The sequence below is a fragment of the Comamonas sp. Tr-654 genome (genome assembly GCF_011752915.1).
GTDB lineage: Bacteria > Pseudomonadota > Gammaproteobacteria > Burkholderiales > Burkholderiaceae_C > Comamonas.
Genome location: NZ_VWWQ01000004.1, coordinates 281391 through 303264, shown reverse-complemented (window position 1 = coordinate 303264; position 21874 = coordinate 281391). Strand labels below are relative to the sequence as shown.

Sequence of the window (21874 nt, the reverse complement as noted above, 5' to 3'; positions counted from 1 at the left end):
GGAGGTATTGATTTTTTTCACGCTCAGATTTTGCCAAGAGTCAAAGTCTTATGCCCAGGTTAACTAAATCACTGCCGGGCAAAAGAGAGGAAATAAAACCGTAGATTGTCCGTGAACCTGAATCATCTAGTCACGCGCAAGCCCGTCTGACTATCATGGAGAGTTTTCCCCGTCTGGAGCGCCCGTGTCCCTGAAGCCTGATTCGCCCTCTGAAGTCCATGATGACAGCCTCTATCTGGGCCGCTCTCTGGCGCAGACACGCATCGCCATTCGCGGCGCACGCACGCACAACCTCAAGAACATCGACCTGGACATTCCCCGCAACCAGCTGGTGGTGATCACCGGCCTGTCGGGCTCGGGCAAGTCCAGTCTGGCCTTCGACACCTTGTACGCCGAAGGCCAACGCCGCTATGTGGAGAGCCTCTCGGCCTATGCACGCCAGTTTCTGGGCCGCCTGGACAAACCCGATGTCGATCTGATCGAGGGCCTGTCGCCGGCCATTTCCATCGAGCAGAAGGCCACCAGCCACAACCCGCGCTCCACCGTGGGCACGGTGACCGAGATCAACGACTATCTGCGCCTGCTTTACGCCCGTGCCGGCACGCCGTTCTGTCCCGACCACAATCTGCCGCTGCAGGCCCAGACCATCAGCCAGATGGTGGACAGCGTGCTGCAGCTGCCCGAAGACACCAGGCTGATGATCCTTGGCCCCCTGGCGCGCGAGAAAAAGGGCGAGTTCGCCGAGCTTTTCGTGCAGCTCCAGGCCCAGGGCTATGTGCGCTTTCGCGTCGACGGGCAGATCTACGACGCCCAGTCCCTGCCCAAGCTGGAGAAGAACGAGCGCCACAACATCGATGTGGTGATAGACCGCGTCAAGGTGCGCGAAGACATCAAGCAGCGCCTGGCCGAAAGCTTTGAGGCCGCCTTGCGCGCCGGCGGTGCCGATGCCGGTGGCCGTGTCATCGCGCTGGAGATGGACGGTGGCAAGGAACATCTGTTCAGCGCCAAGTTCGCCTGCCCCCTATGCGACTACTCCCTGCCCGAGCTGGAGCCACGCCTGTTCTCCTTCAACTCGCCCATGGGGGCCTGCCAGGCCTGCGACGGTCTGGGCAACAGCGAAGCCTTCGACCCCGACCGCGTCGTGCCCTTCCCGTCGCTGAGTCTGGCCAGCGGTGCCATCAAGGGCTGGGACAAGCGCAACAACTACTACTTCTCGATGCTGGAGAGCGTGGCCAAACACTATGGCGTGAGCACCGAGACGGCATTCGAGGAGCTGCCTGAGAAGGTGCGCAACGTGATTCTCTTTGGCTCGGGCGACGAGTCCATGGAGTTCAACTATGTTTTCGAGAGCGGCGAACGCAAGGGCGAAGCCTTCATCAAGTCGCATCCGTTCGAAGGCATCATCCCCAATATTCAGCGCCGCTTTCGCGAAACCGAATCCCAGGTCGTGCGCGACGATCTGGCCAAGCTGCGCAGCATTCGCAAATGCCCCGAGTGTGAAGGCACGCGCCTGCGCCGCGAAGCGCGCTTTGTGCGCGTGGGCGATGGCGAGCAGGCCCGCTCCATCTATGAAGTCAGCCATGCCACGCTGGCCGATGCGCTGGGCTGGTTCAAGCAGTTGAGCATGGCCGGAGCCAAGGCCGAGATTGCAGACAAGATCGTGCGGGAGATCGCCTCGCGCCTGCTCTTTCTCAACGACGTTGGCCTCTCGTATCTGAGCCTGGACCGCAGCGCCGACACGCTCTCGGGTGGCGAAGCTCAGCGCATTCGCCTGGCATCTCAGATCGGCTCGGGACTGACGGGCGTGATGTATGTGCTGGACGAGCCCTCCATCGGCCTGCACCAGCGCGACAACGACAAGCTGATTGCGACACTCGAGCACCTGCGCGACATCGGCAACAGCGTGATCGTGGTCGAGCATGACGAAGACATGATGCGGGCGGCCGACCAGATCATCGACATGGGCCCGGGCGCCGGCGTGCATGGCGGCCGCATCATGGCCCAGGGCAGCTATGAGGACATCAAGGCCAGCCTCGATTCGCCCACAGGACGCTATCTGAGCGGCGCACAAAGCATTCCCGTGCCCAGGCAGCGCACCGCCTGGCTGCCTGTGCTGCGCAAGGAAAGTGAAGCCGAAACCAGCCAAAGCGCATCACGCTTTCCCGTCACGGCCGCGAAAAAGCGGGAGACTGCCAGCAAGGTGCGCACCGACCTGCAGGCGCTGACCGTGGAAGGCGCGCGCGGCCACAACCTCAGGAACGTGACGGTGGATTTCCCCGTCGGCCTGTTCACCTGCGTGACCGGCGTCTCGGGATCGGGCAAATCCACCCTGGTCAACGACACGCTGTATGCCGAAGCAGCACGCCAGATACACCGCGCCGGCACCGAGCCGGCGGCGCATGACGATATCGCCGGCATCGACTATTTCGACAAGGTCATCAACGTCGACCAGTCACCCATCGGCCGCACGCCGCGCAGCAACCCGGCAACCTATACCGGCCTGTTCACGCCGATCCGCGAGCTGATGGCCGAAACCAATACCGCCAAGGAGCGCGGCTACGGCCCCGGACGTTTCTCGTTCAATGTCTCGGGCGGCCGCTGCGAAGCCTGCCAGGGCGATGGCGTGGTCAAGGTGGAAATGCACTTTCTGCCCGATGTCTACGTGCCCTGCGACCTCTGCCACGGCCAGCGCTACAACCGCGAGACTCTGGAAGTGCAGTGGAAGGGCAGGAACATCTCGCAGATTCTGGAGATGACGGTCGAAGACGCACATGCCTTCTTCAAGGATGTGCCCAGCATTGCGCGCAAGCTGCAGACCCTGCTGGACGTGGGCCTGTCCTATATCCGCCTGGGTCAGAGCGCGACCACGCTGTCGGGCGGCGAGGCCCAGCGCGTCAAGCTCGCGCAGGAACTGTCCAAGCGCGACACCGGCCGCACGCTTTACATACTCGACGAGCCCACCACCGGCCTGCACTTCGCCGACATTGCCCTGCTCCTGAAAGTGCTGCACCAGCTGCGCGATGCAGGCAACACCATCGTCGTGATCGAGCACAACCTCGACGTCATCAAGACCGCCGACTGGCTGATCGACATGGGCCCCGAGGGTGGCTCGGGCGGCGGCCAGGTAGTAGCCCAGGGCACGCCCGAAGACATCGCAGCCAACCCAGCCAGCGTGACAGGACGCTACCTCAAGCCCTATCTGGACAAGGCCCCTGTCAAGTCCAAAGCCAAATCGTCATCAAAACAAGACTGATCAAGCGCAACAAGCTATGCAAAACATAGCTCGTTGCGCCGGGGAGAAAAACAATGCAGAAAGATGTCTGGGATTTCGTCATCGTGGGCGCGGGCATGGCCGGAGCCTCTGCCGCCTGGCAGCTGGCGCAGTCGGGTGGCGAGAACCCGCCCTCGGTGCTGATGCTGGAGCGCGAATCCCAGCCCGGCTATCACACCACCGGCCGTTCGGCCGCACTGTTTGAAGAGCATTACGGTCCCGCCCAGGTCCAGGCCCTGACCCGCGCCAGCCGAGCCTTCTACGATGCGCCGCCAGCCGGTTTTGCCGAAGCCCCCATCCTCACACCCCGTGGCGTGCTCTATGTGGGCACGGCTGATCAGCGGGATCTGGTGGATGCCGCCTACGCCGAAGCCCAGGTTCACTCCCCGGCGGCCCAGCGCCTGAGCGCCGCACAGCTCAAGGCCCTGGTTCCCGTGCTCGACACCGAGGTTCTGGTGGACGGCTTTCTCGATACCGGTGCGCGCGACATCGACGTGCACGCACTTCACCAGGGCTATATCCGCGGCCTGCGCCAGCGCGGCGGCGACCTGTGGTGCAACGCCGAGGTCCAGGCCATCACCCGGGTCAACGACTTCTGGCACATTGCCCTGCCTCAGGGCCGCAGCCTTCGTGCCAAGGTCATCGTCAATGCCGCCGGGGCCTGGGTGGATGTCGTAGCCGCCATGGCGGGCGCGGCTCCCATCGGCATCACCCCGAAACGCCGCAGCGCCTTCACCTTCCCGGCCCCCGAAAACATGGATGCCACGCACTGGCCCGCCATCATCAGCGCCGATGAAAACTGGTACATCAAGCCCGATGCCGGCCAGCTGCTGGGCTCACCCGCCAATGCAGACCCCGTGGCACCGCACGATGTCGTTCCCGAAGAGTTGGACATTGCCACCGGCATCTATCACATCGAGGAAGCCACCACGCTGCAAATCCGCCGCCCCTCGCATACCTGGGCCGGCCTGCGCAGCTTTGTCGCCGATGGCGAGCTTGTGATCGGCTGGGATGCCTCGCCCACTCCCGTGCCAGGCTTTTTCTGGGTCGCCGCCCAGGGCGGCTATGGCATCCAGAGCGCCGCCGGCTACAGCCTGCTGGCGCGCAATCTGCTGCTAGGGGAAACGCTGGATGCGGCGCTGGTCGCGCAGAAGGTGAATGTGGGGGCGGTTTCGCCTGCGCGTTGTCAACTGGCGATTCAAAATTAATAGCTGATTGCGCCTTGTGGGTCTGCGCCATAGCCTGATTTTTATTTTATTTCAGGACAGAGACCAGGATTTCGCCCTGGCGGGCGACCTACTTTATGCCACCAGAAAGTAGGCAAAGAACACCGCCCCTACTGCCCACGTCCCTCCGCTACGCTGCGGGCAACCTGCGTCGTCAACCTCTTGTAGCTGTACGGCAAAACTCACTGTGCGCTTGCAGCGCTTCGCTCAAACAGGTTGCCGTAATAGTGCTGACGATGCAGTTGCTCTCCACAAGAGGCCGCCGTCGCATGCGTGGGCACAAGGGGCAATACCGGATAGCTTCTTTGAAAATTGATAGCCGCTACCGTAATCTAGATAAGCGTCAGAAGCCAATTTCTTCACATTGCCTTCAGTTCGCTCGCCTAGGCGAGACCTCAAAAGCTCAAACGCAAAAACGGCCTGCGCCCCGGAGGCACAAGCCGTTTTCAAACCTAGGCGACCTCAGGTCACCATAAGCCCAAGCAAGATCAGTTCTCGATATGCGCGAACTGAACAATCTTTGCGTACTTGGCAATTTCGGTGTTGATGTACTTGCCGGCATCCACCTTGGGATCGGCCACCACATTGCCGGTCTCTTCCATCTTCTTGCGGAACTCGGGCGAAGCCATGGTTTCTTCCAGCGCCTTCTTCAGCTTGGCGGCGATGGGAGCGGGCAGGCCCTTGGGGGCCATCAGCGCAAACCAGCTGTTGATGTCCACGTTCTTGAACTGGGGCAGTTCGGACAGGGCAGGAATATCGGGGGTGATGGCCGAACGCTTGGCTTCGGTCGTACCCAGGGCCACAACCTTGCCGGCCTTGATATGGGGCAGACCCGAGGACAGCACGAACACACCGAACTCGATGTTGTTGCCCACCAGGTCCGTGGTCAGCGGAGCCACGCCCTTGTAAGGCACATGGGTCATCTGCAGCTTGCCCTGCTCCTTGACCAGCTCGCCGGCCAGGTGCAGCGCCGTGCCCACGCCGGAGCTGCCGTAGCTGAACTTGTCGGGGTTCTTGGACACCAGGCTCACGAACTCGGCAGCGTTCTTCACGCCGGCCTTGTGCGATGCGACCAGCACCATGGGCTGGGAACCCACCAGACCGATGGGAGTGAAATCGCCGATGTTGTACTTCACGGCCTTGTTGATGAGCCTTGCAATGGCCAGCTCATTGTTGGCACCCACCATGATGGTGTAGCCGTCGGCCGGAGCCTTGGCCACCTTTTGCGCACCGATGGCGCCACCGGCACCGCCCAGGTTTTCCACCACCACGGGCTGGCCCAGCTGCTTGGCCAGGCCGTCGGCCACCAGACGACCCACCAGGTCGGTGCTGCCGCCGGCCGGGTAGCCCACGACCATGGTGATGGCCTTGCTGGGATAGTTGTCGGCGGCGATGGCAGGGACTGCCACGGCAGCGCCCAGCAGCAGGCCCGCAGCGATGGCGGTACGGCGGAGGATGTTTGTGTTCTGCATGAAACTATTCCGAATCTGTATGGGGCAATTGTCCGAATACGGAGAAAACCTTTCAGTGCCGATCTGGCACATTTTCGTGCCATTTCAGCACATCAAGATGTTTTCGGGCCAATCGAGAGGGGGCAACGCCGTCAGGAACCCGATATCCGCTGTTGTTTTTCCAGCGTCAGGTATGGCCTTATGCAAAAAAGGAGTGACTGCTCAGTTACTGACCGGTGATATCGGTCCAGAACTGCTCCGCAGCAGTGCCCAGGCGGCGTTTGGGCCGATAGAGCCGCACATCGAAATGCACATCCAGACTGCCGTCGCCTGCCAGCGCCAGACGACCGTCCTGGCAATCGCGCTGCACCATGGACCAGGGCATCCAGGCCACGCCCAGACCCTTGAGCACGTACTCGTAATTGGCATCCGCCGAATCGCATTCAATGCAGCGGCGCAGGCGCGGCCACAGTGGATGGGTTGCCAGATGGTCTTCGACCAGTCGCCCCAACGCCATGCTGTGCGAAAAAGCCAGATAAGGCATGGGGCTGGCACCGGGCAGCAGAGCCTGTGCCAGTGCGAACAGGGGCTTGCCTTCGGCATCGGCCCGGGCCACGGGCACCAGCTTGTCGCTCATCACCGTCAGATAGCTAAACTGGCGGCCATCCAGCCGCACGGCAATGGCCGCATGGTGGTAGAGCAGGGCAAAGCTGACCTCGCCGCGCTGCAATATGTGCACGGTTTCATCGAGTGTGCGGGTGACGATGCGCATCTCCGCCGTCTGCAGCACGCTGCCATAGCGCGCCAGCCAGTCGGCCACGATGGTGCGCGCCAGCGTGCGCCCCGTGGCCAGCGTGATTACATGGGCTTGCCGGCCGGCCACGGCCTGCAGCTCGTCGTGCGACTGGGCCAGGGTGCGCACCATCTGCTCGGCGGTGTCGCGAAAGGCCTCGCCGGCCGCAGTGAGACGAACCGGCCCACCGCCCGCCTCGATCAGCGGGGTTCCAGCCCATTCCTCCAGCGCACGGATGCGCCGACCGAAAGCCGGATGGGTGACATGGCGCAGCTCCGCCGCGCGGGTGAAGCTGCGCTCCTGCGCCAGAAGCAGAAAGTCTTCCAGCCATTTGCTTTGCATGGCCAAAGCGCCCTGACTCAGCTCTGCGCTGCTGCCTGCAGCGTGGCGCGCGTGGCGATGGCTGCCGCGCGTGCGGCCTTGGCAAAGTCATCACCCTGCCCCGCGTACAGAATGGCGCGCGAGGAGTTGATGATGATGGGCCCGCCGCCAATGCGGGCGGCCTTGACGGTCGCCACGGCATCGCCGCCCTGTGCACCCACACCGGGAATCAGCAGCGGCAGCGTGGGAGCCACGGCACGCACGCGCTCGATCTCGTTGGGACGGGTTGCACCCACCACCAGGCCCAGCTGGCCATTGGTGTTCCACGGCCCCTGGGCCAGCTTGGCCACATGCTCAAACATATGGGGGTTACCGGGCACATCGGCCAGGGTCTGGGCCTGCAAGTCGTCACCACCGGGATTGGAGGTGCGGCACAGCAGAAAAGCGCCCTTGCCTTCGTACTTGAGATAGGGCGTGATGGAGTCGAAGCCCATGAAGGGCGAGAGCGTCACGGCATCGGCGCCATAGCGCTCGAAGGCTTCCTTGGCGTATTGCTCGGCGGTGGAGCCGATATCGCCGCGCTTGGCGTCCAGAATCACGGGCACATGGGGTGCCACGCGGCGCATGTGCACCATCAGCTTTTCGAGCTGGTCCTCGGCGCGGTGGGCGGCAAAGTAGGCGATCTGGGGCTTGAAGCTGTTGACCAGATCATGGGTGGCATCGACGATGGCTGCACAGAAGTCGTAGATCTTGGACGCATCGCCCTGCATGGCGCCAGGAAAGCGGCTGGGTTCAGGGTCCAGACCCACGCACAGCATGGAGTCATTGCGCGTGGACGCGTCGCGCAGCATGTCGATAAAAGTCATAAAGCGTGATTTTAATTGTTCGCCCCTTCCGAGCCCCGCTACAGGTCTTGCGCCAAGCCGCAAAACAGACGCACACACCAACTCAGTGACACCGAGGAAACGCCGCCACGCACCGACGATGTCGTCCCCCTCCCGCGAAGCGAGTGAGAGGGAAGCAGCGGCGCAGCCGCTCAGGGGGAGAAAATCATTCCAGGGGAGATAATCCAGCCCCATGCCTTCGTTCACGCCCAAACAGCTCATCCTCCTCGTCTTGCTCACCATCGTCTGGGGCCTGAACTGGCCGGTGATGAAGCTTGGCGTGCAGCATTTCCCGCCTCTGAGCTTCCGCATGGCCAGCATGTGGGTAGGCCTGCCCATTCTGGCCCTCTTCGTCGCCAGCAAGGGCTTGCCGCTAACCATACCGCGCAGCTACTGGGGCCAGCTGGCCAAGCTCACGCTGTTCAACATGGTGCTCTGGCACTGCCTGATCATCATCGCCATCCCCACGCTGTCCAGCGGGCGTGCGGCGATTCTGGGCTACACCATGCCCATCTTCTCGGCCGTGTTCGGCAGCCTGTTCTTCAAGGACAGGCTGGGCGCACGCGCCTGGGCGGGCGTGGGAGCAGCCTTCGCCGGCGTGCTGCTGCTGCTGTGGCATGAGGTTGGCGCCCTGGGCAGCAAGCCCCTGGGCGTGATGCTGATGCTGATTGCCGCCGCCGGCTGGGCCTGGGGCACGCAGTTGCTGCGCCGCACCGAGGCGCCCGTGCCGCTGATGACACTGTCTCTGTGGATGGTGGCCATCACCACCGCGGTACTGACCGTGCTGGCCTTTGTTTTCGAGCGAAAACAATGGCAAATTCCCGACCAGACTGCGCTGGCTGCTATCGCTTTCAATGGCATCCTGGTGCTGGGCTTCGCCCAGGCAGTATGGTTCTACCTGGCCCGCAGCCTGCCGCCCGTGGCCTCCACGCTGAGCGTGATGATGATTCCGGTGCTGGGCGTGTTTGTGGGCGCCTGGTGGCTGGGCGAAGTCTTGCACTGGCAGGACTGGACCGCCGTCTGCCTGATGGTGGTGGCGATTGCCTCGGTGCTCTGGCCCGCCAAAAACAGCGCTTAATTTCCGGGCTGCTGTGTCTTGCACACGGTGTAGCGCAGCTCCGCCATGCCCGTGCCCATCTGCTGCACGGACTGCAGCTGCAGCACGGGGCTCAGCAGCCGGCGCGGCAGCAGAGGCTTGCCCTGGCCCAGAGTGGCCGAACCGATCTGCACGATCACCTCGTCCAGCAGGCCCGCGTCATGGAACTGACCGGCCAGATCCCCGCCACCCACAATCCAGATGTTCCTGTCACCGGCTGCAGCCCTCATGCTTGCCAGTACGGGCTGCACATCGCCGCTGACAAAGCGCACATCGGCGCCCTCAATCCGCGGCAGCTGGCGGCTGGAAAACACCCAGGCAGGCTGCGCATAAGGCCAGGCCGCTCCAGTCTCCTGCTTCACCGCATCGGCGTTGCGGACCATCCATTCATAGGTCGCCGATCCCATGGCCAGCGCACCGACCTGCGCAATAAAGCCCGGATAGCTGGACTCCGTCAGGCTGCCCAACGGAAACAGCCAGTCCAGGGAGTCGTCTTCGGTGGCGAGAAATCCATCCAGGCTGGAAGCGGTGTAGTACTGGGTTTTCATGATGGAGCGTAGTTTGCCCTGGCGGCGCTGGCTCGGACCGCTGCAAACCCGCCATCAAGGCAAAAAACCTCGGGCGCTGCGCCCCAAAGTCAGTCCTGGGGTGCGGGAGCCAGATTCCGTGCCGTGGCCAGCATGGTGGCGCAAAGCAGCTCCTGGCCTTCGCGGCAGGAAAACACATCCGCCCGGGCCACTGTCAGCAGCTTGCTGGCCTGGATGACGCGGCCACGGGCCAGCAGGCTCGCGCCATTGGCGGCCGCCAGGTATTTGATGCTGCAGTCCACGGTGGCATTGAACCAGCCCGGTGGCAGAAGCGTCCCCGCAGCCGATACGGCTGCGAAGTCTGCGATGGCAAAGACAGGCATGGCCTGCAACTGGCCGGGTCTGAAGCTCAGGCTTTCCTGGTAGGGCAGGCAGAGATCGACCTCGCCTGGCCCTATGCGTTCAAAGCGCAGCTGCAGCAGCTGCGCCACCGGCATGGAAAGCACCAGGGCCTGTACGTCACGGGCGAAATTCTCGTTCTGAGGTGTCATCACTCTCTCCTGCTCCTGCCGGATGAACCGGCCTCGTCCCTGCCGCGCGCACGAACACGCGGAAATCCTGGCTTCGTGGCTGGCTGCGGCTCGCGCTCGCCAAACCATGCGATGTGTGAAACCAGGTGCTTGCGCAGTGCGCGCCGCTGGGCAATCTCCGCATCCAGTTCGGCAATGCGCTCCTGCAGCCTGGCAATCATCTGGGCCGCCGTCAGCGTCTTGCGACGATAGGCCGGCAGCACTTCAGCGATCTGCGCCAGGGAGAAACCACATTGCCGCGACATGGCGATGAATCGCAGCTCGCGGATCACGCTGTCATCGAACTCGCGGTAGCCAGAAGGGCGCCGGGCGGCGGCAATCAGGCCCAGACTCTCATAGTGGCGAATGGCGTGCACGGACACACCCGACAGGCTGGCAAGTTCCGATATCTGCATGGCGACAAGGCTAACAAGCCTGGGGTTACACGAAGGTTGGAAGCCATGTTCACACAGTTTGTCGCCCACGCTGCGGCCATAAAAAAACGCACCGTGCTTCCACGGTGCGTTTTTTTGAGGAGGAGCTTGTCGGGGCGATCAGGCCGCGGCGACTTCCTTCTTGGCAGAGCGTGCCTGCATGAACTTGCCCAGTCCGACCACCAACACGGCACCCGCTGCAGCAGCAGCATAGTGCAGCCAGGGGTGAGCCATGGTGTAGCCATGCAGCAGGTTGTCGTTGACGATGGTCTCGCCGCCCACCCAGCCGATCAGCGCCGCACCCAGCGTGACGATGACGGGGAAACGCTCCATGAGCTTGATCATCAGCGTGGAGCCGAAGATCACCAGGGGAATGGAAATGGCCAGACCCAGGATCAGCAGAACCATATTGCCCTGAGCGGTGGCGGCCACGGCAATCACGTTATCCAGGCTCATCACCAGGTCGGCGATCAGGATGGTGCGGATGGCAGTCATCATGGAGCCATGGCCCTTGGACTCGCCTTCGCCATCTTCGTCGCCCGTCAGCAGCTGATAGCCGATCCACAGCAGCAGGCAGCCGCCCACGACTTGCAGGAAGGAGAGTTCGAGCAGCTTGGCAGCGACCACGGTCAGCACGATACGCAGCACCACGGCGGCGCCGGAGCCGAACATGATGGCTTTCTTCTGCTGTTCAGGGGGGAGGGAGCGCGCGGCCAGCGCGATAACCACGGCGTTGTCGCCGGAGAGGATGATGTTGATCCAGATGATCTTCACCAGGCCGATCCAGAAATCGGCGCTATTGAGCATTTCCATGATGACTCCACTGTTTTGAATACGAAAGCGCCGCATTGCGCGGCGCTTTCTTTTAAGAGTGGAGGCAGTGTAGGGCGCGAAGCCCGTTTTGCCAGTTCGTAATACTGCGTAAATTCAACGCGGTATTACGAAACTTCCGGCTTACTTCTTCAGCAGACCTTGCAGCAAACGACCCATTTCGGAAGGGTTGCGGGTGATGGTGAAGCCGCACTCTTCCATGATGGCCAGCTTGGCGTCAGCCGTGTCGGCGCCACCGGAGATCAGGGCACCTGCGTGGCCCATGCGCTTGCCGGGAGGCGCAGTCACGCCAGCGATGAAGCCCACGATAGGCTTCTTCATGTTGGCCTTGCACCACTGGGCAGCTTCGGCTTCGTCGGGGCCACCGATTTCACCGATCATGATCACGGCATCGGTGTCGGGATCGTCGTTGAAGGCGCGCATCACGTCGATGTGCTTCAGACCGTTGATGGGGTCGCCACCGATACCGACAGCAGTGGACTGGCCAATGCCCAGTTCGGTCAGCTGAGCCACGGCTTCGTAGGTCAGCGTACCGGAACGGGACACCACGCCCACGCGACCCTTCTTGTGGATATGACCGGGCATGATGCCGATCTTGATTTCGTCAGGCGTGATCAGGCCGGGGCAGTTGGGGCCCAGCAGCAGGGTCTTCTTGCCGCCGGCAGCTTCCTTGGCCTTCATCTTGTTGCGCACTTCCAGCATGTCGCGAACGGGGATGCCTTCGGTAATGCAGATGGCCAGGTCCAGATCGGCTTCAACCGCTTCCCAGATGGCAGCAGCAGCGCCTGCTGGAGGCACGTAGATCACCGACACGGTAGCGCCGGTTTCCTTGGCAGCATCCTTGACGGAACCAAAGATTGGGATGTCGAAAATCTTTTCGCCAGCCTTCTTGGGGTTCACGCCTGCCACGAAGCAGTTCTTGCCGTTCGCGTATTCCTGGCACTTTTCAGTGTGGAACTGACCGGTCTTGCCAGTAATGCCCTGGGTGATGACCTTGGTGTCTTTGTTGATAAAGATCGACATATTTCTATCTCCGGGGCGTATTACTTAACGGCAGCAACGATCTTGGTCGCTGCTTCAGCCATGGTGTCAGCAGCGATGATGGGCAGACCGGAATCCTTGAGGATTTGCTTGCCCAGCTCTTCGTTGGTGCCCTTCATGCGCACGACCAGAGGCACGCTCAGGTTCACGGCCTTGCAGGCGGTGACCACGCCGTTGGCAATGGTGTCGCACTTCATGATGCCGCCGAAGATATTGACCAAAATACCCTTGACTTCAGGGTTCTTGAGCATGATCTTGAAGGCTTCTGTCACCTTTTCGGCCGTAGCGCCGCCGCCCACGTCCAGGAAGTTGGCAGGTTCGCCGCCGAACAGCTTGATGGTGTCCATGGTGGCCATGGCCAGACCGGCGCCGTTCACCAGACAGCCGATGTTGCCGTCCAGGGAGATGTAGGCCAGATCGAACTTGGAGGCTTCGATTTCGGCAGCGTCTTCTTCGTCCAGATCGCGGAAAGCCACGATTTCGGGGTGGCGGAACAGCGCGTTGGGGTCGAAGTTGAACTTGGCGTCCAGGGCCATCAGGTCGCCCTTGGAGTCGCAGTTCAGGGGGTTGATTTCCACCAGCGACGCGTCGGTGTCCATGTAGCACTTGTAGATCTTGGCGAACAGATCCACGGCCTGATCCACGGACTTGCCTTCCAGACCGATGGCAGCTGCCACCTTGCGCGATTGCGCTTCGGTGATGCCGGTCAGGGGGTCGATCATCTCGGTGATGATCTTTTCGGGAGTGGAGTGGGCCACTTCCTCGATGTCCATGCCGCCTTCGCTGGAAGCGATCAGGGCAACCTTCTGTGTGGCGCGGTCAGTCACCAGCGACACATACAGTTCGTTCTTGATGTCGGCGCCGTCTTCGATGTACAGGCGACGGACCTTCTGACCTTCGGGGCCGGTCTGGTGAGTCACCAGCTGCATGCCCAGGATCTGCTCGGACAGCTTTTGCACGTCCTCGATGGACTTGGCAACCTTCACGCCGCCGCCCTTACCGCGGCCACCAGCGTGGATCTGGGCCTTCACCACCCACACGGGTCCACCCAGCTTCTGGGCTGCTTCGACAGCCTCTTGCACGGTAAACGCAGGAATGCCACGGGGAACGGGCACACCAAATTGGCGCAAGATTTCCTTGCCTTGGTATTCATGAATCTTCATGACTTTGTCTCTCTGAACTGAGGGGAAATACCCGCTTGCCACCGACTCGGGGGAGCCTGGCCATCGGGTTCATATGACATGGCGAGCAGGAATGTACCATGCTGCACCGCGCAAAACGACACCTGAACATGCGCAAAATCCACAATTTCACGCAACTTTGTCGTGTTCCGGAAACAGCTGCAATGCCTTGAATTTCTTAGGGAAATTATTCCTACACGATATCTTTTTTTCCCGCAACTTTCTTATGTCTTATATACGAGTCAAGGACATTGGGGCAGCGGCTGGCAATGTGCTGACAACTGCGAATAGCTGCTACGTCTACTGGGCCATTCGCACAAGACTTGCCTAAAAGACAGGCAATGCACATTCCTGACGAGATTCAAGGACAATCACCGCTCGGAAAGCGGCAATGGTGCCGCAGGCAGCGGCATATAAACCAAGAAATGCGCGCGCCGGTGCAGGAGAAAATGCAATGGCAAAAGTCTTTATTGACGGAGAAGCAGGAACCACGGGTCTGCAGATCCGTGATCGTCTGGTCGATTTTGCAGGTGTGGAGCTGGTCAGCATCGACCCCGCACTGCGCAAGGACCCGGCCGCCAAACGCTCTCTGATTGCCGGCGTGGATCTGGTCATCCTCTGCCTGCACGACGATGCCGCCCGCGAAACCGCTGCCATGGTGGACTCCATCACCGCCGAGACCGGCCGCGCCATCAAGATCATCGACGCCTCCACCGCCCATCGCACGGCCGCAGGCTGGGTCTACGGCTTCCCCGAACTGCGCGCCGGCCAGCTCGAGGCCGTGAAGAACGCCACCCGCGTCTCCAACCCCGGCTGCTATGCCACGGGCGCCATCGCCCTGCTGGCACCGCTGGTGGCTGCCGGCCTGATTCCCGCCGACTACCCCGTGAGCCTGCCCTCCGTGTCCGGCTACACCGGCGGCGGCCGCACCATGATCGAAGCCTACGAAGGCGGCGATGCCGCACCTTACGAGGCCTATGCACTGGGTCTGTCGCACAAGCACATTCCCGAAATCCTGCACTACACCGGCATGACCCGCCGCCCCGTGTTCATCCCCGCCGTGAGCAACTTTGCCCAGGGCATGCTGGTGCAGCTGCCGCTGCACCTCGATCTGCTGCCCGGCTCGCCCAAGGCCGCCGACCTGCACGACGCTCTGGCCAGCCATTACGCCAAGACCAACACCAGCGCCAACTGGGTCAGCGTGCTGCCGCCCACGGACGACAACAAGCTGGCCGCCGACACTCTGGCCAATACCAACAAGCTGGAACTACGCGTGTTTGCCAACGAGCAATATCGCCAGGCCGTGCTGATCGCACGTCTGGACAATCTGGGCAAAGGTGCCAGCGGCGCCGCCGTGCAGAACCTGCAGCTCATGCTGGGCCTGTAAGCGCGGGCTCGGTCGGCGCTCCCACTCGCTATGGTTGCGATAGCTGCACGCGCTTGCCCGACGGGCCCTGACGCCTGCATGCGTTCCACATCGGCTGATGCCCGCCTCGGCGGGCATTTCTAATGCGCCTGCCCTGCGCCGGCCGGCAGCCGAACTCCTGTGGCGGCAGGGCTGCCGCCCGAGTCCGGATTCCAGTACCCCGGATGCCATAGGCCGGCTTGGTTTATCCTTGCCGACTCCTAGGATTTCAGGTTTCCTGCCAGCCATTGCGGTCCGGCGCCGCAGCGGCGGCGTTGCCGTTCGTGGCAACGGCAGCTTTTGCAAAGGTTTCCCTCAGATGACTCGCAAGGCATCAGACGCGCCGGGCCAGGATGGCCATGACCACCTGCAACGCAATCTCACCAACCGCCACATACAGCTGATCGCCATCGGCGGCGCCATAGGCACGGGCCTGTTCATGGGCTCGGGCAAAACCATCAGCCTGGCCGGGCCGTCCATCGTCTTTGTGTACATGGCCATCGGCATCATGCTGTTCTTCGTGATGCGGGCCATGGGCGAGCTGCTGCTGTCCAATCTTCAGTACCGCTCCTTCATCGATTTCTCTGCCGATCTGCTGGGCCCCTGGGCAGGCTTTTTCACGGGCTGGACCTACTGGTTCTGCTGGATCGTCACCGGTATCGCGGATGTGGTTGCCATCACCGGCTACGCACAGTTCTGGTTCCCCGACATCCCGCAGTGGCTGCCTGCCATTGCCTGCGTGCTGCTGCTGCTGGGCCTGAACCTGCTGACGGTGAAGCTGTTCGGCGAGACCGAATTCTGGTTCGCCATGATCAAGATCGTGGCCATCGTGACGCTGATCGGCGTGGGCCTGTGGATGGTGTTCTCGGGCTTTGTATCTCCTGCAGGCCGCCAGGCTGCGCTGGCCAATCTCTGGAATGACGGCGGCATGTTCCCCAACGGCCTGATGGGCTTCTTCGCGGGCTTCCAGATTGCGGTGTTCGCCTTTGTCGGCATCGAACTGGTGGGCACCACTGCCGCCGAGGCCAAGGATCCGGAGCGCACGCTGCCGCGCGCCATCAACTCGATTCCCGTGCGCATCATCGTCTTCTACGTGCTGGCGCTGGTGGCCATCATGACCGTCACGCCCTGGCGCGACGTGGTGCCGGGCAAGAGCCCGTTTGTGGAACTGTTCGTGCTGGCCGGTCTGCCCGCCGCCGCCGGCATCATCAATTTCGTGGTGCTGACCTCGGCCGCTTCCTCGGCCAACAGCGGGGTGTTCTCCACCAGCCGCATGCTCTACGGCCTGTCGCTCAAGGGCGATGCGCCCAAGTCCTTCGGCACCCTGTCCTCGCGCAGCGTGCCTTCGCGCGGCCTCATGTTTTCGTGCATCTGCCTGCTAGCAGGCGCTTTCCTGATGTGGATGATTCCCGACCTGATGGAAGCCTTCACCCTGGTGACCACGGTATCGGCCATTCTGTTCATGTTTGTCTGGTCTCTGATTCTGCTGTCCTACATCGCCTACCGCCGCCAGCGTGCCGCGCTGCACCTGGCCTCCCGTTTCAGGATGCCCGGCGGCGTTCCCATGTGCGTGGCCTGCCTGGCCTTCTTCGCGGGTATTCTGGTGCTGCTCACGCTCAAGGACGATACGCGCCAGGCGTTGATCGTCACCCCGCTGTGGTTTGTGCTGCTGGGCGTGGCCTACCAGTTCGTGCGCAAGCGCGCTGCAGCCGGCGTGGTGGCCATTCAGTAAGCTCGGCGCACAATGCGCGGCATTCTTGTTTTGGATAGCAGCTGGCGCTTTCCCAGCATGGAATTTCAGGTGTTTCACCTGAAATTTCTTATCTGATGGGCGCAAGCAGCTATTGTTTTGATAAACCGGCCGGTCCCATGTCCCAGAATCCCAACCTTCAGCACCGCGCCACCCTGATAGGCCTGCTGGCCGTGCTCTGCTGGAGCTGCACCGTGGGTCTGATGCGCGCCGTGGCCGAGCCGCTGGGCGCCGTCGGCGGCGCAGCCTGCCTCTACACCATGGCCGCGCTGTGCATTGCCGTGGCGCGCGGACGCAAGGGCTGGCGCGAGCTGGCCCGCTGGCGCAGCATGCATCCGGCCTATCTCTGGGGCTGCGGCCTGCTGTTCGTGGTCTACGAGATCTGCCTGTCCGTGGCTGTGGGCCTGGCTCACGACCGCAACCAGGCCATGGAAATCGGGCTCATCAACTACCTCTGGCCCAGCCTCACCATCGTGCTGGCCGTGCTCTGCGGCCAGCAGGCGGCACGCTGGTGGCTGTGGCCCGGCGTACTGATCTGCCTGTGGGGCCTGGCGCGCGTGCTGGGCGGCGAAAGCTTCAGCCTGCCGGTCATGTGGAGCCATGTACAGAGCAACCCGCTGGCCTATGGCATGGGTTTTGCCGCCGCCCTGCTCTGGCCGGCCTATTCGCTGCTGGCGCGCCGCCATGGTGCGGGCTTCAACGCCGTAGGCCTGTTCGTGACCTGGACAGCCCTGGCGCTGTGGCTCAAATGGCTAATGCTGGGCGACCCACAGCCCATGCACTGGACCTGGCTCACGGCCGGCCAGGTGGTTCTGGTCGGCGCACTCACGGCGCTGGGCTATAGCTGCTGGGAACATGGCATCCAACATGGCAAGCTGGCCCTGCTGGCCGCGGCGTCCTACTTCACGCCCGTGCTCTCGGCGCTGATGGCCAGCGCCCTGCTGCAGGTGCTGCCGGGCTGGAGTTTCTGGCAGGGCGTGGCCCTGGTCACGCTGGGCTCGCTGATCTGCTGGTGGGCAACACGCAGCAGCCGGGACTAGGCCAGCAACGCGCCCGCCCGGGCCCTCAGGCAGTCAGCCAGATGCCAAAGCCGAGCACGGCGGCATGTCCGGCCAGCAAGATCCAAAACAGCGTCCAGGGCGGCTCGGTCAGGCCCTGCAGCATCTCCTGGATGCGGGCGCCCAGAAAGGCACGCAGCGCCGGATCGTCCTTGCCGCCTTCGCTGCCCCACTGTTCGCGCGTGTGGCCCCATTCCTCGAGCAGGTCGGCCAGCGGCAGACGATTGAGCACGCTGCGCACCACGAACTGCACGGCACGCCCGTTGCCGACCCAGGGCTGCAGATGCTCCATCGCCGCGTCCACGGTGAGCAGGTCGGCCGCCTTGTGCATGGCCTTGTGAGCGCTGGGCAGGGCCTCGATACGCTGTGCCAGCATGGCCGCGAGGCGCTCGGCCAGGCCCTGGCCGTAGCGCGCCACCAGCTTGCCTGCCGCACGGGCGCGGCCCAGTTGCAGACCGACCATGAGGTAGGCGGGAATGATGAAGATCAGCACCACGGCCACCAGCAGCGGCGGCGACATCAGCAGGCTGATCACGGCGCCGTAGATGCCGGTATGGGCCGAGGCATGAATGCCCTGGCCGGGATCGGCCATCAGGAGCGAAAAATAGAACACGGCCGCGCCGCAGCCCAGCACCAGGGCCAGCAAGGCACCCAGCATCAGGCCGCCCAGCAGCGATTTGCCGGCACTCAGGCCCACGCGCAGAGCGGATGGGGCGTCAGGGGGTTGCGAAGCAGTCAGCACGTGGGTCCCTCCGGTGTAAGAAGCGGTTCCTGGTCCAGCAGGAGGGAGCAGGCTGCAGCTCAGTCCGCGCTGTCGGGTGCTGCGCAGTATGGAGCATCGCGCAGCACGCGTGAAGCCACATCTGCCGAAAAGCCGCGCGAGGCCATGAAGCGCAGCTGTTTAGCCTTTTCCTTGATATCGGCAGGCGGCGTACCAAAGCGCTTACGCCACAGCTCACGGGCGCGTTCCAGCTCGGTATCGCGCAGTTGCTCGCTCGCGTTGCGCACCACTTCATCGCCCAGCCCTTTGCTGCGCAACTCCTGCACCAGCCGCGCCGTGCCGAAGCGGCTGGACTTGCTGTGAATGACGGAATCAACCACCCGCTGCACGCTGATGAAGCCGCGCTTTTCCAGTTCATCGAGAGTGGTCTGCAGGTCATCACCCTCTTCCACATAAGGCGCCAGCTTGCGCTGCAACTCCAGCCGCGAATGCTCGCGCTGCGCCAGCAGCTTCAGGGCGCGGCCCTTGAGTGAGAGCTTGGCAAAGCTCATGCTCGGATCTCTCCCATAAAAAATGCGCAGGGGCCGCCTGCGCAAAGATGGCTAACTTTTGGCCCCGCCAGGCTTTCACATCGATAGCAGCGAGCACCGGGCCAGGACCCCGCCGCCCTGCAGCGGGAATCTCAGTCCCTGCCGATGCCAGGCATTCGGCAAGGGAACGCGACCTGGTCGCTCAGGAGGCTCAGGCCTCGATCACCCCGTCCTTGTCTACCTTGCCCTTGCCGCCCTTGGCAGGCTTGGCTTCGGCGACGGCAGCCCCGTCCACGGGCAGCAACTTGATGCCCAGGCTATCGCGCACCTTGTTTTCGATTTCGATGGCCAGCGCGGGGTTCTCGCGCAGGAACTCACGCGAGTTGTCGCGGCCCTGGCCGATTTTTTCGCCGTTGTAGGCATACCAGGCACCGCTTTTTTCCAGGATCTTGGCGTTCACGCCCATGTCCAGAATCTCGCCTTCGCGGCTGATGCCTTCGCCAAACAGGATGTCGAACTCGGCCGTCTTGAAGGGGGGCGAGACCTTGTTCTTCACGACCTTGACCTTGGTTTCGTTGCCGATGGCCTCATCGCCCTTCTTGATAGTGCCGGTGCGGCGGATATCCAGACGCACGGAGGCATAGAACTTCAGCGCATTGCCGCCGGTGGTGGTCTCGGGCGAGCCGAACATCACGCCGATCTTCATGCGGATCTGGTTGATGAAGATGACCATGCAGTTGGTCTTCTTGATGGTGGCCGTCAGCTTGCGCAGGGCCTGGCTCATCAGACGGGCCTGCAGGCCGGGCAGGGCGTCGCCCATCTCGCCTTCGATTTCGGCCTTGGGCGTCAATGCGGCCACCGAGTCGATGACGATCAGGTCCACGGCACCCGAGCGCACCAGGCTGTCGCAGATTTCAAGGGCCTGCTCACCGGTGTCGGGCTGGCTGATCAGCACGTCGCTGAGGTTCACGCCCAGCTTCTGGGCATAGCTGGTGTCTAGCGCATGCTCGGCGTCGATGAAGGCGCAGGTGCCGCCCTGCTTTTGCATCTCGGCAATGACCTGCAGCGTCAGCGTGGTCTTGCCCGAGGATTCTGGACCGTAGATTTCAATCACGCGGCCACGCGGCAGACCACCCACGCCCAGTGCGATATCCAGGCCCAGGGAGCCGGTGGAGACGACCTGGATGTCTTCAATGGCTTCACCTTCGCCGAGCTTCATGATGGTGCCCTTGCCGAACTGCTTTTCGATCTGGGCCAGGGCGGCTGCCAGGGCTTTGGCTTTTTCGCTGTTGGCGTCGTTGGTCTTGGCGATGGCGTTCATATCAGGCTCCGAAGTAGGTGAATGACTGTCTGTGGCCAGCCCTGTCTTTACATTCAGGCTGGATGCTTGAACAGTAGTTTATGAGCTTGTACCGGCTGTGTGTTCAAATATTTAGTCAGTTTGCCTTACTATTTACCCATGTCCGAAATTGCACCTGTCACCCCCGCCGAAGATGCCTGGCGCCAGACCCATCTGGGCCGCCTGCTCGGCCATGCCATGCGCCGCTTCGATGCACGCGTGCTGCAGTTCATGGCACGCGATGTGGAAGTGCCGCTGGCCCTGTCCAACCTGGCGGCGCGCGACAAGGTGGGGGCAGCCCATATCCACATCACGCGCCATCTGTCCCTGGCCGGCGACCGGCTCACCGATCTGGCCGACAGGGCCGGCATGAGCAAACAGGCCATGGCCGACCTGGTGACGCAGTGCGAGGCCTGGGGCCTGGTCACGCGCACGATCGACCCGCACGATGCACGCGCCAAGCGCGTGCGCTTCACCGATGCGGGCCTGGTCTGGCTGCGGGCTTTTCACGACGCAGTGAGCCAAGCCGAGGCCGAGTTCCGCGAGGCCGTGGGCGAGGATGTGGCCACCGTGGTGGCGCTGGGCCTGGAAGCCTATGCCGAAGGCTACTGAGGCCTGACGCCTGCGAGTGCCTGTCGACAATTGCGCCGGACGGCGATGGCCCGTCCCTACAATGGCAGCAAAAGTGCAAACAGGCACACATAACAAGCAGGAGACTCCCATGCGCATACTGATTGCCGAAGACGACCAGGTGCTGGCAGACGGCCTGCTGCGCACACTGCGCAGCTCGGGCGCCGTCGTCAGCCATGTGGCCAACGGCAGCGAGGCCGATACCGCCTTGCTGACCAGCAGCGAATTCGATTTGCTGATTCTCGATCTGGGCCTGCCCAAGGTGCACGGCCTGGAAGTGCTCAAGCGCCTGCGCGGGCGCGGCGACGCACTGCCGGTGCTGATTCTCACGGCCGCCGACTCCATCGAGGAGCGGGTGCAAGGCCTGGACTATGGGGCCGACGACTACATGGCCAAGCCGTTTGCGCTGTCCGAGCTGGAAGCGCGCGTGCGCGCCCTCACGCGGCGCGGCATGGGCGGCGCCAGCTCCACCATCAAGCACGGCCCGCTGGTCTATGACCAGACTGGCCGGGTCGCCACTATCGACGGCAAGATGGTGGAGCTGTCGGCGCGCGAGCTGGGCCTGCTCGAGGTGCTGCTGCAGCGCGCAGGCCGTCTGGTCAGCAAGGACCAGTTGGTGGAGCGCCTGTGCGAATGGGGCGAGGAGGTGAGCAACAATGCCATCGAGGTCTATATCCACCGGCTACGCAAGAAGATCGAGAAAGGGCCGATCCGCATCGCCACCGTGCGTGGCCTCGGCTACTGCCTGGAAAAGATAGCCCCCCCCTGAGCGGCTGCGCCACTTCCCCCCGAGGGGGACGATGGCCTTTGCTGCGG

The 21874-nt window shown here is 62.8% G+C and carries 20 protein-coding genes; 8 read left to right on the top strand and 12 right to left on the bottom strand.

Annotated elements, in window-relative coordinates:
* The first annotated feature begins 184 nt into the window (after nucleotides 1–184).
* A complete protein-coding gene (gene uvrA, locus F3J24_RS14655; protein WP_167007681.1) occupies nucleotides 185–3253 on the top strand; it encodes an excinuclease ABC subunit UvrA in 3069 nt (1022 codons plus the stop codon).
* Between the two features lie 53 nt (nucleotides 3254–3306).
* Nucleotides 3307–4479, top strand: a complete 1173-nt coding sequence (locus tag F3J24_RS14650; protein ID WP_167007678.1) for an FAD-binding oxidoreductase — start codon at nucleotides 3307–3309, stop codon at nucleotides 4477–4479.
* Between the two features lie 506 nt (nucleotides 4480–4985).
* Here F3J24_RS14650 and F3J24_RS14645 read toward each other — a convergent pair.
* From F3J24_RS14645 to pyrF, 3 genes are all read right to left on the bottom strand, one after another.
* Nucleotides 4986–5969: a tripartite tricarboxylate transporter substrate binding protein gene (locus tag F3J24_RS14645; protein ID WP_003060082.1), complete on the bottom strand. Its 984-nt coding sequence runs from the start codon at nucleotides 5967–5969 to the stop codon at nucleotides 4986–4988.
* Between the two features lie 205 nt (nucleotides 5970–6174).
* Entirely contained in the window at nucleotides 6175–7083 is a 909-nt protein-coding gene (locus F3J24_RS14640) for a LysR family transcriptional regulator (protein ID WP_167007675.1), read from the bottom strand.
* Nucleotides 7084–7100: 17 nt separating this feature from the next.
* A complete protein-coding gene (gene pyrF / locus F3J24_RS14635) occupies nucleotides 7101–7928 on the bottom strand; it encodes an orotidine-5'-phosphate decarboxylase (protein ID WP_167007672.1) in 828 nt (275 codons plus the stop codon).
* 211 nt (nucleotides 7929–8139) lie between these two features.
* On the opposite strand from pyrF, the gene F3J24_RS14630 reads away from it, so the two are divergent.
* A complete protein-coding gene (locus F3J24_RS14630) occupies nucleotides 8140–9024 on the top strand; it encodes a DMT family transporter (RefSeq protein WP_167007669.1) in 885 nt (294 codons plus the stop codon).
* On the opposite strand, the gene F3J24_RS14625 is transcribed toward F3J24_RS14630, so the two are convergent.
* The 6 genes from F3J24_RS14625 to sucC form a co-directional block, all read right to left on the bottom strand.
* Nucleotides 9021–9590 carry a dihydrofolate reductase family protein gene (locus F3J24_RS14625; RefSeq protein WP_167007666.1) on the bottom strand — a complete coding sequence of 190 codons (570 nt, stop codon included), beginning with the start codon at nucleotides 9588–9590 and terminating at the stop codon, nucleotides 9021–9023. The genes F3J24_RS14630 and F3J24_RS14625 overlap by 4 nt on opposite strands.
* Nucleotides 9591–9679: 89 nt before the next feature.
* Entirely contained in the window at nucleotides 9680–10120 is a 441-nt protein-coding gene (locus F3J24_RS14620) for a PaaI family thioesterase (protein WP_167007663.1), read from the bottom strand.
* Nucleotides 10120–10554: a MerR family transcriptional regulator gene (locus tag F3J24_RS14615; protein ID WP_167007660.1), complete on the bottom strand. Its 435-nt coding sequence runs from the start codon at nucleotides 10552–10554 to the stop codon at nucleotides 10120–10122. Before F3J24_RS14615 ends, F3J24_RS14620 begins: the two co-directional genes overlap by 1 nt.
* Before the next feature lie 138 nt (nucleotides 10555–10692).
* Nucleotides 10693–11385: a TerC family protein gene (locus F3J24_RS14610; protein WP_087085599.1), complete on the bottom strand. Its 693-nt coding sequence runs from the start codon at nucleotides 11383–11385 to the stop codon at nucleotides 10693–10695.
* Between the two features lie 141 nt (nucleotides 11386–11526).
* On the bottom strand, nucleotides 11527–12426 hold the full coding sequence (gene sucD, locus F3J24_RS14605) for a succinate--CoA ligase subunit alpha (RefSeq protein WP_167007656.1): 900 nt from the start codon (nucleotides 12424–12426) through the stop codon (nucleotides 11527–11529).
* A gap of 20 nt (nucleotides 12427–12446) precedes the next feature.
* Nucleotides 12447–13607 (bottom strand): ADP-forming succinate--CoA ligase subunit beta, encoded by a 1161-nt coding sequence (sucC, locus tag F3J24_RS14600; protein ID WP_003060063.1) that lies wholly within the window; start codon nucleotides 13605–13607, stop codon nucleotides 12447–12449.
* A gap of 472 nt (nucleotides 13608–14079) precedes the next feature.
* Between sucC and argC the strand changes: the two genes are divergently transcribed.
* The 3 genes from argC (at nucleotide 14080) to yddG (ending at nucleotide 17820) form a co-directional block, all read left to right on the top strand.
* Complete coding sequence (argC, locus tag F3J24_RS14595; protein WP_167007653.1) at nucleotides 14080–15012, top strand: N-acetyl-gamma-glutamyl-phosphate reductase; 933 nt, start codon at nucleotides 14080–14082, stop codon at nucleotides 15010–15012.
* A gap of 337 nt (nucleotides 15013–15349) precedes the next feature.
* Nucleotides 15350–16762, top strand: coding sequence for a D-serine/D-alanine/glycine transporter (gene cycA, locus F3J24_RS14590; RefSeq protein ID WP_167007649.1), 1413 nt, complete (start codon nucleotides 15350–15352; stop codon nucleotides 16760–16762).
* Nucleotides 16763–16899: 137 nt separating this feature from the next.
* Nucleotides 16900–17820, top strand: coding sequence for an aromatic amino acid DMT transporter YddG (gene yddG / locus F3J24_RS14585; RefSeq protein ID WP_167007646.1), 921 nt, complete (start codon nucleotides 16900–16902; stop codon nucleotides 17818–17820).
* 25 nt (nucleotides 17821–17845) lie between these two features.
* Here yddG and F3J24_RS14580 read toward each other — a convergent pair whose 3' ends face one another.
* The 3 genes from F3J24_RS14580 to recA form a co-directional block, all read right to left on the bottom strand.
* Nucleotides 17846–18580, bottom strand: coding sequence for a hypothetical protein (locus F3J24_RS14580; protein WP_167007628.1), 735 nt, complete (start codon nucleotides 18578–18580; stop codon nucleotides 17846–17848).
* Nucleotides 18581–18639: 59 nt separating this feature from the next.
* Complete coding sequence (gene recX, locus F3J24_RS14575) at nucleotides 18640–19110, bottom strand: recombination regulator RecX (RefSeq protein ID WP_167007625.1); 471 nt, start codon at nucleotides 19108–19110, stop codon at nucleotides 18640–18642.
* Between the two features lie 190 nt (nucleotides 19111–19300).
* A complete protein-coding gene (recA, locus tag F3J24_RS14570) occupies nucleotides 19301–20410 on the bottom strand; it encodes a recombinase RecA (RefSeq protein WP_167007622.1) in 1110 nt (369 codons plus the stop codon).
* Between the two features lie 138 nt (nucleotides 20411–20548).
* Here recA and F3J24_RS14565 point away from each other — a divergent pair, with 138 nt between their 5' ends.
* Nucleotides 20549–21040 carry a MarR family winged helix-turn-helix transcriptional regulator gene (locus tag F3J24_RS14565; RefSeq protein ID WP_167007619.1) on the top strand — a complete coding sequence of 164 codons (492 nt, stop codon included), beginning with the start codon at nucleotides 20549–20551 and terminating at the stop codon, nucleotides 21038–21040.
* 109 nt (nucleotides 21041–21149) lie between these two features.
* A complete protein-coding gene (locus F3J24_RS14560) occupies nucleotides 21150–21827 on the top strand; it encodes a response regulator transcription factor (RefSeq protein ID WP_003064757.1) in 678 nt (225 codons plus the stop codon).
* The last annotated feature ends 47 nt before the right edge of the window (nucleotides 21828–21874 follow it).

Excerpts from the sequence above, each read along its gene's own strand:
- F3J24_RS14565 (WP_167007619.1), top strand. The coding sequence starts at position 20,549 with ATGTCCGAAATTGCACCTGTCACCCCCGCCGAAGATGCCTGGCGCCAG.
- F3J24_RS14650 (WP_167007678.1), top strand. The coding sequence starts at position 3,307 with ATGCAGAAAGATGTCTGGGATTTCGTCATCGTGGGCGCGGGCATGGCC.
- F3J24_RS14645 (WP_003060082.1), bottom strand. The coding sequence starts at position 5,969 with ATGCAGAACACAAACATCCTCCGCCGTACCGCCATCGCTGCGGGCCTG.
- recX (WP_167007625.1), bottom strand. The coding sequence starts at position 19,110 with ATGAGCTTTGCCAAGCTCTCACTCAAGGGCCGCGCCCTGAAGCTGCTG.
- recA (WP_167007622.1), bottom strand. The coding sequence starts at position 20,410 with ATGAACGCCATCGCCAAGACCAACGACGCCAACAGCGAAAAAGCCAAA.
- cycA (WP_167007649.1), top strand. The coding sequence starts at position 15,350 with ATGACTCGCAAGGCATCAGACGCGCCGGGCCAGGATGGCCATGACCAC.
- sucD (WP_167007656.1), bottom strand. The coding sequence starts at position 12,426 with ATGTCGATCTTTATCAACAAAGACACCAAGGTCATCACCCAGGGCATT.
- sucC (WP_003060063.1), bottom strand. The coding sequence starts at position 13,607 with ATGAAGATTCATGAATACCAAGGCAAGGAAATCTTGCGCCAATTTGGT.
- argC (WP_167007653.1), top strand. The coding sequence starts at position 14,080 with ATGGCAAAAGTCTTTATTGACGGAGAAGCAGGAACCACGGGTCTGCAG.
- F3J24_RS14630 (WP_167007669.1), top strand. The coding sequence starts at position 8,140 with ATGCCTTCGTTCACGCCCAAACAGCTCATCCTCCTCGTCTTGCTCACC.
- F3J24_RS14560 (WP_003064757.1), top strand. The coding sequence starts at position 21,150 with ATGCGCATACTGATTGCCGAAGACGACCAGGTGCTGGCAGACGGCCTG.
- F3J24_RS14615 (WP_167007660.1), bottom strand. The coding sequence starts at position 10,554 with ATGCAGATATCGGAACTTGCCAGCCTGTCGGGTGTGTCCGTGCACGCC.
- F3J24_RS14610 (WP_087085599.1), bottom strand. The coding sequence starts at position 11,385 with ATGGAAATGCTCAATAGCGCCGATTTCTGGATCGGCCTGGTGAAGATC.
- F3J24_RS14620 (WP_167007663.1), bottom strand. The coding sequence starts at position 10,120 with ATGACACCTCAGAACGAGAATTTCGCCCGTGACGTACAGGCCCTGGTG.
- pyrF (WP_167007672.1), bottom strand. The coding sequence starts at position 7,928 with ATGACTTTTATCGACATGCTGCGCGACGCGTCCACGCGCAATGACTCC.
- F3J24_RS14640 (WP_167007675.1), bottom strand. The coding sequence starts at position 7,083 with ATGCAAAGCAAATGGCTGGAAGACTTTCTGCTTCTGGCGCAGGAGCGC.
- F3J24_RS14625 (WP_167007666.1), bottom strand. The coding sequence starts at position 9,590 with ATGAAAACCCAGTACTACACCGCTTCCAGCCTGGATGGATTTCTCGCC.
- yddG (WP_167007646.1), top strand. The coding sequence starts at position 16,900 with ATGTCCCAGAATCCCAACCTTCAGCACCGCGCCACCCTGATAGGCCTG.